Origin of the sequence: Endozoicomonas sp. 8E, from assembly GCF_032883915.1 — a bacterium.
GTDB lineage: Bacteria > Pseudomonadota > Gammaproteobacteria > Pseudomonadales > Endozoicomonadaceae > Endozoicomonas_A.
In genome coordinates, this window is the sequence record NZ_CP120717.1 from 1405512 (window position 1) to 1421064 (window position 15553).

Annotated in this window: 12 protein-coding genes and 1 riboswitch; of the genes, 2 read left to right on the plus strand and 10 right to left on the minus strand. The window is 46.8% G+C overall.

Annotation, left to right across the window (positions count from 1 at the left end):
* Positions 1–90 precede the first annotated feature (90 nt).
* Positions 91–1581, plus strand: a complete 1491-nt coding sequence (gene putP / locus P6910_RS04975; protein ID WP_317145179.1) for a sodium/proline symporter PutP — start codon at positions 91–93, stop codon at positions 1579–1581.
* Between the two features lie 75 nt (positions 1582–1656).
* Here the strand turns inward: putP and aqpZ are convergent, their stop codons facing one another.
* The 7 genes from aqpZ to moeA all read right to left on the minus strand — a co-directional run bounded on the left by aqpZ (position 1657) and on the right by moeA (position 11262).
* The gene (gene aqpZ / locus P6910_RS04980) at positions 1657–2358 is read right to left on the minus strand and encodes an aquaporin Z (RefSeq protein ID WP_317145180.1); all 702 of its coding nucleotides are present in this window, start codon (positions 2356–2358) and stop codon (positions 1657–1659) included.
* Positions 2359–2855: 497 nt separating this feature from the next.
* A complete protein-coding gene (gene pilB / locus P6910_RS04985; protein WP_317145181.1) occupies positions 2856–4559 on the minus strand; it encodes a type IV-A pilus assembly ATPase PilB in 1704 nt (567 codons plus the stop codon).
* A gap of 248 nt (positions 4560–4807) precedes the next feature.
* Complete coding sequence (locus P6910_RS04990) at positions 4808–6421, minus strand: esterase-like activity of phytase family protein (protein WP_317145182.1); 1614 nt, start codon at positions 6419–6421, stop codon at positions 4808–4810.
* 201 nt (positions 6422–6622) lie between these two features.
* The gene (locus P6910_RS04995) at positions 6623–7516 is read right to left on the minus strand and encodes a DMT family transporter (RefSeq protein ID WP_317145183.1); all 894 of its coding nucleotides are present in this window, start codon (positions 7514–7516) and stop codon (positions 6623–6625) included.
* Between the two features lie 229 nt (positions 7517–7745).
* Positions 7746–8492, minus strand: coding sequence for a TonB family protein (locus P6910_RS05000; RefSeq protein ID WP_317145184.1), 747 nt, complete (start codon positions 8490–8492; stop codon positions 7746–7748).
* Positions 8493–8597: 105 nt separating this feature from the next.
* On the minus strand, positions 8598–9767 hold the full coding sequence (locus tag P6910_RS05005) for a Na/Pi symporter (protein WP_317145185.1): 1170 nt from the start codon (positions 9765–9767) through the stop codon (positions 8598–8600).
* A gap of 256 nt (positions 9768–10023) precedes the next feature.
* On the minus strand, positions 10024–11262 hold the full coding sequence (moeA, locus tag P6910_RS05010; RefSeq protein ID WP_317145186.1) for a molybdopterin molybdotransferase MoeA: 1239 nt from the start codon (positions 11260–11262) through the stop codon (positions 10024–10026).
* A gap of 154 nt (positions 11263–11416) precedes the next feature.
* A riboswitch (molybdenum cofactor riboswitch) is annotated at positions 11417–11582 on the plus strand.
* Here moeA and moaA point away from each other — a divergent pair.
* Positions 11571–12551: a GTP 3',8-cyclase MoaA gene (moaA, locus tag P6910_RS05015; protein ID WP_317145187.1), complete on the plus strand. Its 981-nt coding sequence runs from the start codon at positions 11571–11573 to the stop codon at positions 12549–12551. It overlaps the preceding riboswitch by 12 nt.
* 829 nt (positions 12552–13380) lie before the next feature.
* Here the strand turns inward: moaA and P6910_RS26700 are convergent.
* The 3 genes from P6910_RS26700 to P6910_RS26705 all read right to left on the minus strand — a co-directional run bounded on the left by P6910_RS26700 (position 13381) and on the right by P6910_RS26705 (position 15355).
* On the minus strand, positions 13381–13980 hold the full coding sequence (locus P6910_RS26700; RefSeq protein ID WP_410493877.1) for an RING finger domain-containing protein: 600 nt from the start codon (positions 13978–13980) through the stop codon (positions 13381–13383).
* A gap of 53 nt (positions 13981–14033) precedes the next feature.
* Positions 14034–14366, minus strand: coding sequence for a hypothetical protein (locus P6910_RS05020; RefSeq protein ID WP_317145188.1), 333 nt, complete (start codon positions 14364–14366; stop codon positions 14034–14036).
* A gap of 335 nt (positions 14367–14701) precedes the next feature.
* Positions 14702–15355 (minus strand): RING finger domain-containing protein, encoded by a 654-nt coding sequence (locus tag P6910_RS26705; protein WP_410493878.1) that lies wholly within the window; start codon positions 15353–15355, stop codon positions 14702–14704.
* Between the last annotated feature and the right edge of the window lie 198 nt (positions 15356–15553).

Genomic DNA, 15553 nt, shown 5'->3' on the forward strand with positions numbered 1-15553 from the left:
CAAAAACTTGTCTGAGTCTTTTTTGGGAGAGTCGGATCAAATCTTGATCTGACACTACTCAGGACAAGTTATGCAGTATGGAGAAAAATAATGATTACAAATACCTTTGCGACAATCATGACGTTTGTCGTGTATCTGACCATGATGCTGATGATAGGTCTCTGGGCCTGGAAGCGGACTTCGGACTCTGAAGATTACTTTCTGGGTGGGCGCAGTTTGGGGCCCTGGCCTGCTGCCCTCAGTGCCGGTGCTTCTGATATGAGTGGCTGGCTTCTGCTGGGTCTGCCGGGTTATGCCTTTGCTTCAGGCGTTGAAGCTTTCTGGTTAGCCGGTGGTCTGCTGGTGGGAACCTGGTTGAACTGGTTACTGATGGCTCGTCGTCTACGTGTCTACAGTGCAGCTTCCGGAAATGCCCTTACCCTGCCAGAATTCTTTACCAATCGCTTCCGGGATACTTCAAAGGTGCTGCAGGTAGTATCGGCGTTCTTCATCCTGCTGTTTTTCCTGTTCTACACAAGCTCCGGTCTGGTTGCCGGCGGCAAACTGTTCGAAACCGTATTCGGACTGAATTATAGCTGGGCGGTTATCGTCGGAACGCTCTGTGTGATCTCATACACTCTCTTTGGGGGCTTTCTGGCTGTCTCATGGACAGATCTGGTTCAGGGACTCTTGATGGCGGCGGCCATGGTGATTGTTCCGGTTATAGCCTTGCAAACCGGAAGCTCCGATGCGTCACTGTTCGAACAGCTGCGCAGCCATAACCCGGAACTGTTGAATCCGTTCACTACGTCTGGTGGCGAAGCTTTGGGGTGGATGGCAATTGTTTCTCTGGTAGCCTGGGGGCTGGGTTACTTTGGTCAGCCTCATATTCTGGCTCGTTTTGCCGGTATCCGTTCCGAACAGGATGTACCTACAGCCCGTCGTATAGCGGTGAGCTGGACTGCTATCTCCATGTTGGGTGCCATTATGGTGGGGCTGATCGGTCTGCTCTATATCAATGAATCGAATCTGTCTCTGGGCGACGGTGAAACGATCTTTATGGTGCTGGTCAACGCACTCTTCCATCCATTGGTCGCAGGCATACTGCTCGCTGCCATCCTCGCTGCGATCATGAGTACCGCTGACTCTCAGCTGTTGGTGTCCTCTTCTGCAATGGCGGAAGACTTCTACAAGGCAGTGATTCGCAGGAAGGCTGATGAGAAAGAGGTTTTGATGGTCGGTCGTTTGGCGGTAGTTCTTATCGCCCTCGTTGCCCTTGCTTTGGCTATGTCACCTGACAGCTCTGTTCTGGGTCTGGTTTCTTATGCCTGGGCTGGATTTGGTGCTGCATTCGGCCCTGCACTGATCATGAGTCTCTACTGGAAACGTATGAACCGCAATGGTGCTCTTGCCGGGATTATGGTTGGTGGTGTCACCGTTGTTCTGTGGAAACAGATGTCCGGAGGCATTTTCGACCTTTACGAAATTGTGCCAGGCATGTTATTTGCCTTTATTGCCATTGTCGTTGCGAGCCTGATGTCTTGTGAGCCTCAAGCCGATATCGTTGACGAGTTCGATGGGGTAGAAAAAGCTCTGGCCTGAAGGCTATGAGTGATACAGTGGCTGCGGTTTAATCAGCAGCCCACTGTCGCCTTCCATGTGCGCCCATTCGGTGAACTAGCTGTTTTTTTCCGCACTTACCCATCCATAGACTTTACCAGCCAGTAAAGCGCCGACAATGGGTGCTACCCAGAACAACCATAACTGGGCTGTTGCCCAATCACCGACAAATACCGCGACACCGGTGCTTCTGGCCGGGTTAACCGAAGTGTTACTGACCGGAATAGTTATCAGATGAATCAGGGTTAGACACAAGCCGATAGCGATGGGTGCAAAACCTGCAGGCGCGCGCTTGTCGGTTGCTCCTAAAATGACCATAAGAAACATAAAGCTCATCACTACTTCAGAAATTAGCACCGACATCATTGAATAGCCGCCGGGAGAGTGAGCACCATAGCCGTTGGAGGCAAAACCGCCTGATACATCAAAACCGGGCGCGCCTGAGGCAATAGAATACAATATTGCGGCACCGGCGATACCACCAGTCACTTGTGCGACAATGTACGGAATCAGTTCATTAAAAGGGAATCTGCCACCAAACCATAAACCAAAAGATACTGCCGGGTTTAAATGGCATCCGGATACATGGCCAATAGCATATGCCATGGTCAATACGGTTAAACCAAACGCTATAGAGACACCGACAAAACCGATACCCAGTTCGGGAAAGCCAGCAGCCAATACTGCGCTACCACAACCACCCAATACCAGCCAGAACGTACCGAAAAATTCAGCCGCCAATTTGTTTGTTAAACTCATATTGTCTTCCTGATTAAAGTTAACAGCACACGAGTTGGAACTACATCAGATTGGAATTGCATAAAAAGCGACGTTTATCTAACTTGTCTTTGCCCCGTTTAATTTAGCTAGAAAAAGCCACTCTGTCCTCCAGGTGGTTAAGATAATGGCCGTTACTTTGCATTTTTTTAATCTTTTTAGTGTGTTTTTTTGAATACTTGGTCAAACACTTTTCATTCTTAAAAAATGAAAACCTTTATATGAAAAACTACGTGTATGAAGGCTTTTCGGTTGGTTTTGTTAATTTGATGTTAATTGTTTGGGGGGCGATATTACGAAACTTTGTAATTTTTTGTGGCAAAGAGGTTACGTTGTTGTCAGTCTGGTGTGTTGCAAGCCTGAAGCCGGGATTGTTAATAAGTTTGATGGAGTAGAAAAAACTCTGGCCTGATGTTTATGAGTGATCCAGTGGCTGCGGTTTAATGACAGCCACAGTGGACAAAAAGTTGGGGAATCTCTTACTCAAGGGTTACCCGGTTAGCTTCTTCAAGACTGGTCACACCCTGCAAAACCTTTAACAGTCCAGACTGGCGAAGGTTATTAAACCCTTCTCTCTGTGCAATTTCGGCAATCTGGAGGGAGTTGCCTTCTTCCATAATGATCTGCTGTAGAGCCGGTGTAATCTTTACGACTTCATAGATACCCACACGGCCTTTGTAGCCTTTGCTGCATTGATCACATCCCTTGGGGCCATAAATTTTGGCATCCTTGATCTGCTCTTCGGTAAAACCTTCTTCCAGTAGTGTTTCTTTTGGGATGTCTTTTAGTTCCTTGCAGTGGTTGCATAGGCGTCTGGCCAGACGCTGGGCAATGATCAGGCTGACAGAGGTGGCAATGTTGAAAGAAGGAACCCCCATGTTTTGCAGACGGGTCAGCGTTTCCGGAGCGCTGTTGGTGTGCAGCGTGGACATGACCATGTGACCTGTCTGGGCTGCTTTGATAGCGATGTTGGCCGTTTCAAGATCTCGAATCTCCCCTACCATAATGATGTCAGGATCCTGGCGAAGGAAGGCTCTCAGAGCCTGGGAGAAATCCATTCCCTGCTTCGGATTAACGTTGACCTGGTTGATACCTTCCAGGTTGATTTCTACAGGGTCCTCGGCTGTGGAAATGTTTCTTTCCGGAGTATTCAGAATATTCAGCCCCGTGTAGAGAGAGACGGTCTTACCGGAACCGGTGGGTCCCGTGACCAGAATCATACCCTGGGGTTGGTGCAGGGCTTCCATGTACATTTCTTTCTGGGTTTGTTCATAGCCCAGGGCATCAATGCCCATTTTGGCACTGGAAGGGTCGAGAATCCGCAGTACGATTTTTTCACCCCAAAGGGTAGGCAGGGTATTGACCCGGAAGTCGATGGATTTGCTTTTGGACAGGCGCATTTTAATACGACCATCCTGGGGCTTACGTCGTTCTGAAATGTCCATGGCGGACATTATCTTCAGACGGGATGCAATTCTGGGTGCCAGGGCAGAAGGTGGTTTGGCGGCTTCATGAAGAACGCCGTCGGTGCGAAAGCGAACCCGATAGGTTTTTTCATAGGGCTCAAAGTGAAGATCCGAAGCGCCTGTTTTGATGGCGCTGAGTAGCATTTTATTCACGAATTTTACGACAGGGGCATCGTCATCTTCTCCTGCCACTTCCTCATCGTTATCTTCGACAGCACCGACTTCCAACTCTTCAAGATTACCAAATTCTTCGTCATCGAAATCCGACAGGGCATTAACACCAGTATCCAGCAGTTGATCAATGAATTTGTCCAGCTTGTCTTCTTCAACCAGTACCGAATCCACCATAAGGCCGCTGCTGAATCGGATTTCATCAATAGCTGTGTGATCACTGGGATCAATAACCCCGACAAACAGTCTGGTACCCCGCTTTATTAATGGGATCAGTTTGTGTTTGCGGATCAGCTTTTCCTTAATCAGGTCTTTCGGGGCGTTTTCAGGGTCAAAGGCATTAAGATCCATAACAGGCATGCCAAATTCTTCTGCGGTAGCCAGGGATATGTCTTTGGCGCTGACCAGATTTTCCTGAATAAGGTAGCTGGAAAAGGGCTGCTTTGCTTTTTCTGCCTGTGAAAGTGCAGAGCGGAGTGTCTTTTCATCGATCAGCTGGTCGACAACCAGTCGAGCAGCCAGTCCTGTCAAAGGTTTATCGACCATGCCTTGTCTATCCGTTTATTGTTCTTGAGTCTGTTCTCTGATTTCTACTATATCAGTACTGAGACGAGAGCATAAACAGGATATTTCATAAATTGTTGAAGAAGGTGTGGCGTTCTCAGAGAAGCCGGTATGGTAGAAGGAGGCTGAATTTTATAATGTCGGGAGTCTGAAAATGAACAAAGCCATCACCCGAGGGATAATGGCTTTGCCGCACCCATGCAGGTCTTCTACATGCCATAAGTTGGACTTTACTTACTGGCTGGCAAGGTAAAATGCAAGAGACGAGTCGCGGTGCTCGATTTTTTGTTTTCGCCGTCATCGTAACTGACCAGCATAAATGTTTTGACCCCCCTTACCGTTTCAGGACCCAGCGCAATCGCCTCAAAAGAGGTCTCGTGAATATCAAAGTCTATTTTATCTTCCAACATTTTCAAGGAGTCCAAGTGAAGGCTGTCAAAGAGAAGAGTCTTCGACATAAAGTATTCTGGTGCTTTCGTAAATGCCTTGTTCAGCTCGTCTTCAGCAAACATTTCAGTGCCTTTGAAATTCTTGCCACTGCCCAGATCGACCAGATAAACCCGGGTAATAAAACTGGATTGAGAACTTCGATAAGGGAGCTCTGTTTTCTCAAGGAACAGAGCCTGTTTCTTGTTGAGAACCGCAATATCGCTGACGGTACGAATCGGGCCGCTGCTCCCCAGCTGTTTTATTGTAGAAGGGCTTAAAACCAGGAGAGAAAAGTTATAGAGCTTCTCTGACAGAATTGTTACTTCACCTCTGGCAGGAAGCTGATGGCTGTTCAGGTATTGTCCAGGCAGCGGTTGGCCATTGTTAGACAGTTGTTCTGTAGTAAAGGTCACCACCCTGACAGGTGGGACATGTTCATTGATATTCCATTGTTTGGCGTCCTGAACCAGAGCGCCAGCGGTTGCAGCAACGTAATGATTGCTATTGCGAACACGGTCAAGACTTTTCACACCGAATCCCTGTTGAATACCCTTCAATCCTATATGGAAAGGAATCCAGTTGTTGTTTTCAAAATGTTTAGGCAGCTTGAATTCGCTATCTACCTGACCCGGTCTACGATCATTATTTGTGAGCAGGAATTTTGATGACAGTCCGATATCAACCCGGTGAACACCTTTGGAGAGTTGCAGGGGAATTTCCCTGAAGGTATGCAGAAAGGCTGCCGGAATCAGGTCAAGCACTGGTACAGGGAAGAATTCATGGGCATCGTACCAGGCTTTCAGAAAACCGTTGTTCCGGGTGGCCAGACTGGTTTCGTCACGATTGGCGTGCCTGTATCCGAAGCCTGCATAGGCGGGAATGTCGATTGCTCTGTAGTCAATAATGCCGGTTAAGCCTCTATTACTCTGACTGGAGGAAATCATCAGCTCCCCGTCTTTGGTCAGAGTGATGGCGCTGGGGGCAATATGACCATCGTTCAGCCAGATAGGGTGGGTTTTGGCATTCTTGCCCTCAGTAATCTGGTATTCGAACACTTCACTGGGTAAAGGCCCGTTGTTACCAGGGCTCTGACGATCCAAAACAACCCTGCTCAGATCCACCTCGTAATAGTGGGGTTTGGAAAATACCCCCCAGCCATACCTGCCAGTGAAGCCTGCCCCGGCATCTCCAGAAAGCAGGTAGAGTGTCCCTGTTGAACCATTTCCGACATGAGCGAAGTGAGCACCGGTTATATGAGTAACCCCTCTATGGTCGTCTGAGTGCAACAGGTGACTTCCCAAATACTTGACGCTTTTATGAGGGGCTAATTTCCCTGGGGATTCTGCTGACCATCCGGGAGTCGAAAGAGTCAAGCAAAGCGTTAAGCCAACCAGGGCACTTCTTCTTTTCATCATTGATAAAAACACCTGAAATGAAACAACCCCATAAAGATAGCCATAATTTTTCATTGCAGGTGTATTTTTGACTGAAGTCGCTTTTAAAGTACCAGAGACGAGAGGGATGAGTTTAAAAGTCTTCTTCTCAGTGCTTGCCAGAGTCAATTTCCGGGAGTCCGTTTAACACGATTTTTTTGCTCTATGATCGGGCTTTCAAATTTATACCCTTACACTTTCTCCGGTTCTTCTGGCCTGTCGCTTTAACAGCTGCCAGCGACTCACTATCAGGGAAAGAAGAATTAATGTGCAACCAGTCAGAGCCTTTTTATCCATGGACTCTCCAAGCCAGTGCAGGCTCATTATGGCAGTCCAGACAGGCTCAAGGGTCATAATCAGAGCAGCGTTGCCTGCTGTGGAGTTTTTGATGCCCCAGGTTTGTAGCGTATAACGAAAGCCTGTAGCCAGAAAAATCGAAGCCAGCAGCCAGCCCCAGGCTGATGAGTTGACAGTCGCAGGCCAGGATTCGGTGAAAAAGGAAACCAGTGCCGCCAGTCCTCCTACTACGGCCATCTGGATAGTTGTAAAAGGAAGAGAGGGGATATTCTGGCCGAAATAGTTGGTCAGATTGATATGGAGGGCAAACCCGAAAGCGGAAACCAGAAACAGAAGCTGTGCCGATTCAAACTGCCAGCTGCCATCCAGTGCCAGCAGAGCCATGCCTGCAAGAGACAGGGGCAGGGCTAATAGTGTTTCCCGTTTTAAATGGCTGCTGAAAAACAGCCAGGCAATAATCGGAGCAATAATGCTCAGCATACTGGTAATGAATGCGCCCTCGCTGACCTGGCCGGCACGGTTGATCGCCAGAATCCAGATCATCATGGTGATGCCCTGAACCAATCCCACGGAAACAGCACAGCGCCACTGCTTCAGGTTCAGTCTGAAGAGTGAATACCAGCAAAAGATCACCAATAACAGAAAAGAGCCCAGAAATCGCAGTGCCAGAAAAGCGATGGGAGGTAGACCTTCAAGTGCCAGTTTGGTGAAAATCCAGCCACTGGCTGCCAGTAAAGTCACTAGCAGCATTACAGCATCGGCCTGGAGTGAGCGAGACATATTGCAGAGGAGTCCTGAGTTGAAAAAGTCCGATTGTATGGCGGGTATATATGTTTTGTAATACGGAGTTATCAGGTTGTTTAATTCTCGTCAGGGTTGATTTAATCTTCAAATACTGCCCTCCTTTTTTTTCTTTCGAACCCCTGATACAACCTATGTTCTGGCATAAACGCGGCAATGGTCATGCTGCTTATCAATGGTTGAGGAATAAACTTCAGGAGCTGATCGGTCAGAGCAGTTGATAATTAATAGAGATAATCACCGTAACAGGTTTCCTGCGAGGAGGGGGGAGGGGCAGTGAGCGTTCAATGGCTTTCATACTACTGGCTTTGAATGCCTTTTTGCCGGCCAGCATAGTGGCTTTTCCCAGTGTTCCGTCAGAGTTGATTTCAATTTTGATTTTTACTTCTCCTTCCAGTCGCCTTCTTTTAGCCTGGAAGGGATACAATTTGTAGCGATTGATCCGGTATTGAAGTTGAGCCACCCATTTCTGAAATTCATCAGGCTCCAAATGCCCGGCTTTTGAATTGATGAGTTCTTCAACTGGCTCTCCTGCAGTTTGCTGGTTGAGATTAGATGCAGGAGGCTCAACCGGTTTTGCGTCCCTGTGTTTGTTTTCTTCCTGGTTGGCCGGCTCTTGCTGAATCTTTTTCTTTTCCGCCCTGGTCGTTATGACTTTCTTGTTTTCTGCTTTTTCAGCCTGCTCTGTTTTTTCAGTGGTTTGAGTGCGCTCAGTGTTTTCAAACTGAGAATCTGGTTTTGTCAATTCCGAGCCGATCGTAGCTTCTGAAGCGGTCAGGTTTTTTTCAATAGCAGGCGTTATGGCGGGTTGATGAGATACCAGTTTGATTTGAATGCCCGGTGTTTTCGGAGCAGTCATCCAGCTACTTTCGGTATAGCCCAAAAGCAGGGTGTGAAAGACTACTGACAACGTCAGGGGGATGAACAGATGCCTGATGGTAGATTCCTGTTCCATGATTGGCAACCCACAGAGCATAGCAGTTTAAACAGGAATTAAAGAAGCAGGTCTTAAAAGGAAACCCCGACATGGTCAGGGCTTCTTAAGAATATCAAGAAAGCTTTATTGGGCTATCAAAATCCCGAGGCCCGGTATGACAAAGAAGGCCAGCAAAAGATACAGGAATGCATAAGCGCGGTTTTTTATAGCCAGATCAGACAATTTTTCTGCAGCATAGAGAGGAATCTCACGTAGCCACTTGAGGCCATAGATAAGGGCTACGGCAAACACGTTGAAGAACAGGTGTACCAAGGCAATGGTCATTGCGTGCACTGCGTCTGCACCGACGATGGCCGTTGCCGAAAGCAGCGCTGTGATGGTTGTACCTATGTTGGCACCCAGAGTGACAGGGTACATCTGACGAACGGTGAAGACGCCACTGCCTACCAGAGGAACCATAAGACTGGTGGTGGTAGAAGAGGATTGCACCATTACGGTCATAACAGTACCGGAGGCAATACCGGAAACCGGACCACGACCAATAGACTTGTGCAGAACGTCCCTGGCACGACCCACCATAACTTTTTTCAGCAGCTTGCCCAGTCTTACGACCGAGCTGAAGATAAGGAAGATACCAAAGGCGATCATGGTCAGGCCAGCCAGTGTGCTGTCGGGCAGGAGGCCTGCAAAATCCTTGACAATATTCACGGCCGGCTTGGTCAGGGGCTTGACGAAATTCAGGCTACCCATATCAATAGCAGAGCCACCCACCAACAGTGTGGCTACATGCTGAGAAATATCGCTCAGGAAGCCGGTCATCAATTCCAGAGGCAACAGAATCAGAACCGCCAGATAGTTAAAGAAGTCGTGAACTGTCGAAGCAGCAAAGGCCCGCTTGAAGGACTTGTCGCAACCCATGTGACCCAGACTGACCAGAGTATTTGTGATGGTGGTACCAATATTGGCTCCCATTATCATAGGGATCGCCATTTCTACCGGCAGGCCACCAGCCACGAGGCCAACGATAATAGAGGTCACTGTACTGGAAGACTGAACCAGAGCCGTGGCGAGGGTACCGGCAATCAGTGCCAGCATAGTGTTGTTGGCAAAGCTGAACAGCTCTGCAGCGGCTTCTGCGCCGCCCACGGCCATTTTAAAACCGGAGCCCACTACGCTGACGGCAACCAGGAGAGCATAGATCCAGAGGATAACTCTCAGCCAGATACGGCCATAGTGCCTGCTGGTGTATTTGTAGTCAGCTTTGGTGCTGGCTTGACTTATTGCTTCAGACATTTTCTGCACCTTGGTGCTGTGTGAATAAAGATGATGGTGAAAATATAAGTGTTTTGTTTCAGAAATATTACAGTTATGACATTTTTTTGAAATATTTAAAAAAGACGCCTGTCCAGGAGGCTGGCAGGCTACCAGAGCAGAGACTGAAGAAATACGACAGTACCCGTTTTATGATCAGCCTTTTCCAACCCGGAACCCGAAGGTCCCAAAAGCGTGGGAACCAGAGTGTTGCGACAACCTGCAGAAAAGCGAGTGGTTACCTGAGAAGTTTATCGAACATCTGCACTCTAACCGTTTCTCCTGCCTCAACATTCCCCTGGGAAGCTGGCAAAATGATGTAACAATTAGCCATGCTCATGGATCGGAGAATCCCCGACCCCTGACTGCCCGATGTTACTACCTCGGCTTCTCCCTTCTCGTTGGTTGAGAGAATGCCCCTCTGGAATTCCAGGCGACCGGGTTGTTTCTTGAGGGGAGTGAGACACGTTGCTGGCAGTTCAGCAGCAGGAGCGGGTTCTGCTCCCATCATATGTTGCAATGCGGGCACTGCCAACTGTTGGAAAGTCACCGTAGCGGAAACCGGATTGCCCGGTAGCCCAAAGAAAACACTGTTGGGAAGTTTGCCAAAGGCAAACGGTTTGCCGGGTTTGATGGCCAGCCTCCAGAAGGAAGTATGGCCTATTTCACTGAGAATATCTTTGACAAAGTCAACGTCACCTACGGATACTCCACCAGAGGTAACAACCGCATCAGCCTGCTGATCAGCTTCCAGAAAAGCTTTCCGGATCTCGTGACGGTCATCACGGAGTTTTCCAAGGTCAATCACTTCTGCACCCAGTCGCTTGAGCATCGCTGATACTGCAAACCTGTTGCTGTCGTATATATTGCCTTGTCCGAGAGTCTCACCGGGCAGCTTCAGTTCATCACCCGTGGAAAAGAGCGCTACTTTTATTCTGCGAATGACTGGAACTTCAGGGATTCCCAATGAAGCCAGCAGACCTATATCCTGGGCTTTGATGATGTGGCCCTTTTCAAAAACCTGACAACCTTGAGGAATATCTTCACCGGCACGGCGAACATTGTTGCCTGACTGGGAGGGTAGCTTGCTGAAAGCAATACCCTGTCCGGTGATCTCGGCCTGCTCCTGCATGATGACCGTATCGGCACCTTCAGGAATGGAAGCACCTGTCATGATTCTTATACAGTGGCCAGCGGGCATAGAACCCTGATAAGGGTGTCCGGCCAGAGATTTTCCGGCCAGTGGCAGTATTGAATCTTGTGCCAGGTCACTGAAACGGACTGCATACCCATCCATGGCTGAATTATCATGTGACGGAACGTTAACCGGCGAAATAATCGTCTCAGAGATAACCCTGTCCAGGGAGTCAGCCAGAGCCACTGTTTCTGTTTCAGTGACGACAGGTGTTTCCGTCATCAGTTTCTCCAGCCCTTCGTGCAGGGGCATGAGCCCCGGGGCAGAACAGCAGTCAGTCATTGAAAGGTCTCCTCGATACAGTCTTTGAAACTGCTTTTAAAGTAAAAGCTATAAATGAATTCAGCAATCTGTTTCTTGTTATTTGTATCACTCGATATTGTCCTTTCGGGCATGGCTATTTGGTCGGGTTAGGGTTAGGATGAGGCCCTGATTAATTTTAATAAAGCGCCGAGCTTCGCAACCTAACCCTCATCAGGCATTAGCCCTGAAGGTACGGTTGTCTGGCCGTGACCTGATGCGTGTTACACGCAGGGTTGCCAGGGTTCACACAGAAATGTCTGGGCCTCCCGTGTTTGGAAAGGTGTGAAATGCGACCATTACAAGACCAACAGGGACGAATGTTTCCCTATCTCAGACTGTCTCTGACTGATCTGTGCAACTTCACTTGCAACTATTGCCTGCCTGATGGCTGTGATGAGCATGGTCACAAGCAGTCGCTGGATGTTGCCGAAATTAAACGTCTGGTGACCGCTTTTGTGGCGGTGGGTGTTGAGAAGATTCGCCTGACTGGCGGTGAGCCTACCCTGCGCTCTGACTTCAATGATATTGTCAGTACTCTCAAGTCCATTCCGGGGATTCAGAAAGTGGCTATGACCACAAATGGTTACAAAATGGACCAGAGAGTTGAGTCCTGGCTGGCTGCTGGTGTCGATCAGATTAATGTCAGTATCGACAGTCTGGACCCCCGAGCCTTTGCAGCGATAACCGGGCACGACCGTCTTCAGGAAATACTGGCTGGTATTGATAAGGCCTTTGCAAACGGTCTTCCTTCTATCAAAGTCAATGCGGTTTTGATGAAAGGGATCAACGATATTCAGCTGGAGGCGTTTCTGGAATGGATTAAGCACCAGCCTGTTACCATGCGCTTCATTGAATTGATGCAGACAGGGGATAATGGTCGCTTTTTCAATCAATACCATGTCCCCGGAAGGCAAATAAGAGATCAGCTTCTGGAGCAGGGTTGGGTCAGAATGGCCAGAAATAAAGATGCGGGTCCGGCTTACGAATATTGTCATCCCGGGTATCAGGGACGTATTGGATTGATTACCCCCTACTCAAGAGACTTCTGTAAAGACTGCAACCGTCTGAGGGTTAGCAGTCAGGGGCATCTGCAACTTTGCCTGTTCTCCGAATCAGGCCATGACCTTCGTCATTTATTAAAGGACGACAGCCAGCAGGATGAATTGATTCAGGAAATTCGATCAGTACTCAGGTTGAAAGTAGACGGTCATTTTCTGGATCAGGGGTATACCGGAGGTACCCGCAATCTTGCCCAGATTGGTGGCTGATATAACCCTGGCCTTCACTTTGGGTGAGGGCTACTGGGGGTTATTGTCGGCATACAGGGCACAAAAGTGATTGCGCCTGCCATGTACGAAGGCATGCAATACAATACCAGTGCCTTCTGCAGCCTGCACAGTTGATAAAGTTACTCATTTGTTCCAGACAAATAGGACATATTCCTGAAAAAAGTTTTACTGACAAATAATCGGCAATAAATAGAGACAATGCGTGCTCCATCCTTTGTGCGATGAGTTTAAATATGAATAATGATAGATCTTCGTAATTATGCAGATTAGTTCTTAGGTCATATGAAAAGTTAACGACAGCGCTTAATAAATAAACAAAAAGATACTCATGATGAAAAGTACTGCCCAGCTTAAGTAGATAGAAATTCAACAAACAATGAGCTGTTATCTCAGTTAAACGTAAAGGTAGCCTGAATTCATCATAATGCCACGAGAGAAAGGTTAATAAATTTAATAGGGCAGTCGAAAGGCTCTGTTTGTCATCTTCATATGAAATAGTGTGGTTGGAATTTTTATATTCATCATCATAAGTATTATCTTGAGATTCGTAAGAAGTGCCACAAGATATCAGTAAGATAAATATCACTAACTTGCATAGATAGAGCATATCTAATGTTTATGAATTTTGAGGAACACGCAGTCAAGATAGATTACCAAAGATCATGTCACAAATATCGAGCAGGCTGCACCTGCGAGCACCCGCTGAAAATGGCTGGAGCAAAAGATGCTTCAGCCAAAAGCCGTTCAGTTTTTGAAAAGGGCATTTATTGAACGGGTTGATCGCTATTCTCTTTATTTTATCGGAAGGTTACTGTCGACATACAGGGCACAAAAGTGATTGTGCCTGCCATGTACTAAGGCATGCATCGCAGAACCAGTGCCTTCTACAGCCTGCAAAGTCGATAGGGTATCTCATGAGATCCAGACAAATAGGACATATTCCTGAAAAAAGTTTTGTTAACAAGTAATCGGAAACAAATAAAGACGATATGTGCTCTGTTCTTTGCGCGATTAATCTTAATAATAATAATGATGGGTGTTCGTGATTACGATGATAAATTCTTATGTCATATGAAGTGTTAGCGATAAAACTTAATAAAAAGCCAAATGAAGCAATAACAAGATATTCATGACGAAAAGTATTGCCCAGCTTAAGTAGATAGAAATTTGATAAGCATTGAACTGTTATCTCAGTAGCACGTAAAGGTAGCCTGAATTCATCATAATGTGACGAGAGGAGGGTTAATAAATTTAATAGGTCAGTCGGAACACTCTGTTTGTAATCTTCATAGGAAATGGTGTGGTTGGAATTTATAGATTTATCATCATAAATACTCTCATGAGAGCCGTAAGAAACACCATAAGATAGCATTGAGATGAATATCACTAAATTTCGAAAATATAACATATTTATTGTGTAGGAATTTTAGGGAATACTCGGTCATGTTAGATTACGAAAAGCTATATCACAAAAAACCTGCACACTACACGAGGGTGTCGCAAAACTCTAACAACTCGTTCCCACGCTCTGAGGGTGTCGCAAAACTCCAACAGCTCGTTCCCATGCTCTGAGGTCGTCATTCCCGCGAAGGCGGGAATCCAGGGCCAACAGTTGGTCTCTGCCTTCTCGGGGATGACAAGGCCGGGGGGCACCGGGCAGTATGGTTTTGGCGGAGAATCAGTGTGGATTCCCGCCTTCGCGGGAATGACGAGAATGAAGTCGGGAATGACGAGAATGAAGTCGGGAATGACGGGAGTCAACTCGTTCCCACACTGGAGAGAGTTTTGCGACACCCTCTACACCTGCTAGCAGCCTGTCGGACTTAAGCGTCCGTAGCGAGGATTGCAAGAAATTGAGGATAAAAATCTCTGTTTCTGAGGAGAATAGCGAGCTATTTGACGAAGAAACAGGGATTTTTAGACCAATTTATTGCAACCGCACGACTGCATGGATGCAGGAGCTAGAGCAACGCAGGAGCAGTTGCCGTGTAGGACAGTCTTAAGTCCGACAGGCTGCTAGCAACCGCTTAATATAGCTGGATCAAAAGATGCTCAAGTCAATCCGTTCCGTTTCCGAAATGAGCATTTATTGAACAGGATGGCCGGTATTATTCTTTATCATCAGTGGCTTACTCCCGACATACAGGGCACAAACGTGAATGTGCCAGCCATTGATTAATGCAGTTTGCACAAAACAAATGTCTTGTACAACCTGCATATTGGACAGGTAATCTTAAGGGCTCTAAACAAATAGGACATGATTCTGTGAAAATTTTTACTAACAATATTAAGGACTCTAAACAAAAAGAAAATGATTCATAGAAAAGTGTTACTGACACACGTTCGACAATGACTACAAATATTATGTGCTCTGTTGTTTGTGCAATGAATCTAGGTAAGAATAATAATGATGTTCCATGATTTTTACGAATCATTCTTATGTCGTATAGAGCATGAAGAAAAAAACTTGATAAAATACCATATAATAAAATTTCATTACATAGATGAGGAGGCTCTCTACCTGTTCTAAGTAGATAGGAGTCAAATAAAGCAAAACTTGCTATTTCAACCGCGCGTAGAGGTAGCCTGACTCCATCATAATATAAAGAGGGAGTGCTTAATAAATTTGACAGGATACTCAAAACACTCTGTTTGTAATCTTTATATGAAATAATTTGGTTGGAATTTACATGTTCATCATTATAAGTATTATCCTGAGACCAGTAAGAAGCGCCATAAGATATCAGTAAGATAAACATCACTGACTTAGATAAATAAAGCATATCTATTGTCTGGGAATTTTAGGGAACACTTGGTCATGGTAGATTACGAACAGTCATATCACAAAAATCCAGCACGCTGCACCTGCGAGCACCCGCTGAAAATAGCTGGATCAAAAGATGCTCCAGCCAAAAGCCGCTCAGTTTCCGAAATGGGCATTTATTGAACAGGCTGACTGGTATTACTCTTTATCACCAGTG

Coding starts and splice junctions, on each gene's coding strand:
- putP (WP_317145179.1), top strand. CDS start 91: ATGATTACAAATACCTTTGCGACAATCATGACGTTTGTCGTGTATCTG.
- aqpZ (WP_317145180.1), bottom strand. CDS start 2,358: ATGAGTTTAACAAACAAATTGGCGGCTGAATTTTTCGGTACGTTCTGG.
- pilB (WP_317145181.1), bottom strand. CDS start 4,559: ATGGTCGATAAACCTTTGACAGGACTGGCTGCTCGACTGGTTGTCGAC.
- P6910_RS04990 (WP_317145182.1), bottom strand. CDS start 6,421: ATGATGAAAAGAAGAAGTGCCCTGGTTGGCTTAACGCTTTGCTTGACT.
- P6910_RS04995 (WP_317145183.1), bottom strand. CDS start 7,516: ATGTCTCGCTCACTCCAGGCCGATGCTGTAATGCTGCTAGTGACTTTA.
- P6910_RS05000 (WP_317145184.1), bottom strand. CDS start 8,492: ATGGAACAGGAATCTACCATCAGGCATCTGTTCATCCCCCTGACGTTG.
- P6910_RS05005 (WP_317145185.1), bottom strand. CDS start 9,767: ATGTCTGAAGCAATAAGTCAAGCCAGCACCAAAGCTGACTACAAATAC.
- moeA (WP_317145186.1), bottom strand. CDS start 11,262: ATGACTGACTGCTGTTCTGCCCCGGGGCTCATGCCCCTGCACGAAGGG.
- moaA (WP_317145187.1), top strand. CDS start 11,571: ATGCGACCATTACAAGACCAACAGGGACGAATGTTTCCCTATCTCAGA.
- P6910_RS26700 (WP_410493877.1), bottom strand. CDS start 13,980: ATGTTATATTTTCGAAATTTAGTGATATTCATCTCAATGCTATCTTAT.
- P6910_RS26705 (WP_410493878.1), bottom strand. CDS start 15,355: ATGCTTTATTTATCTAAGTCAGTGATGTTTATCTTACTGATATCTTAT.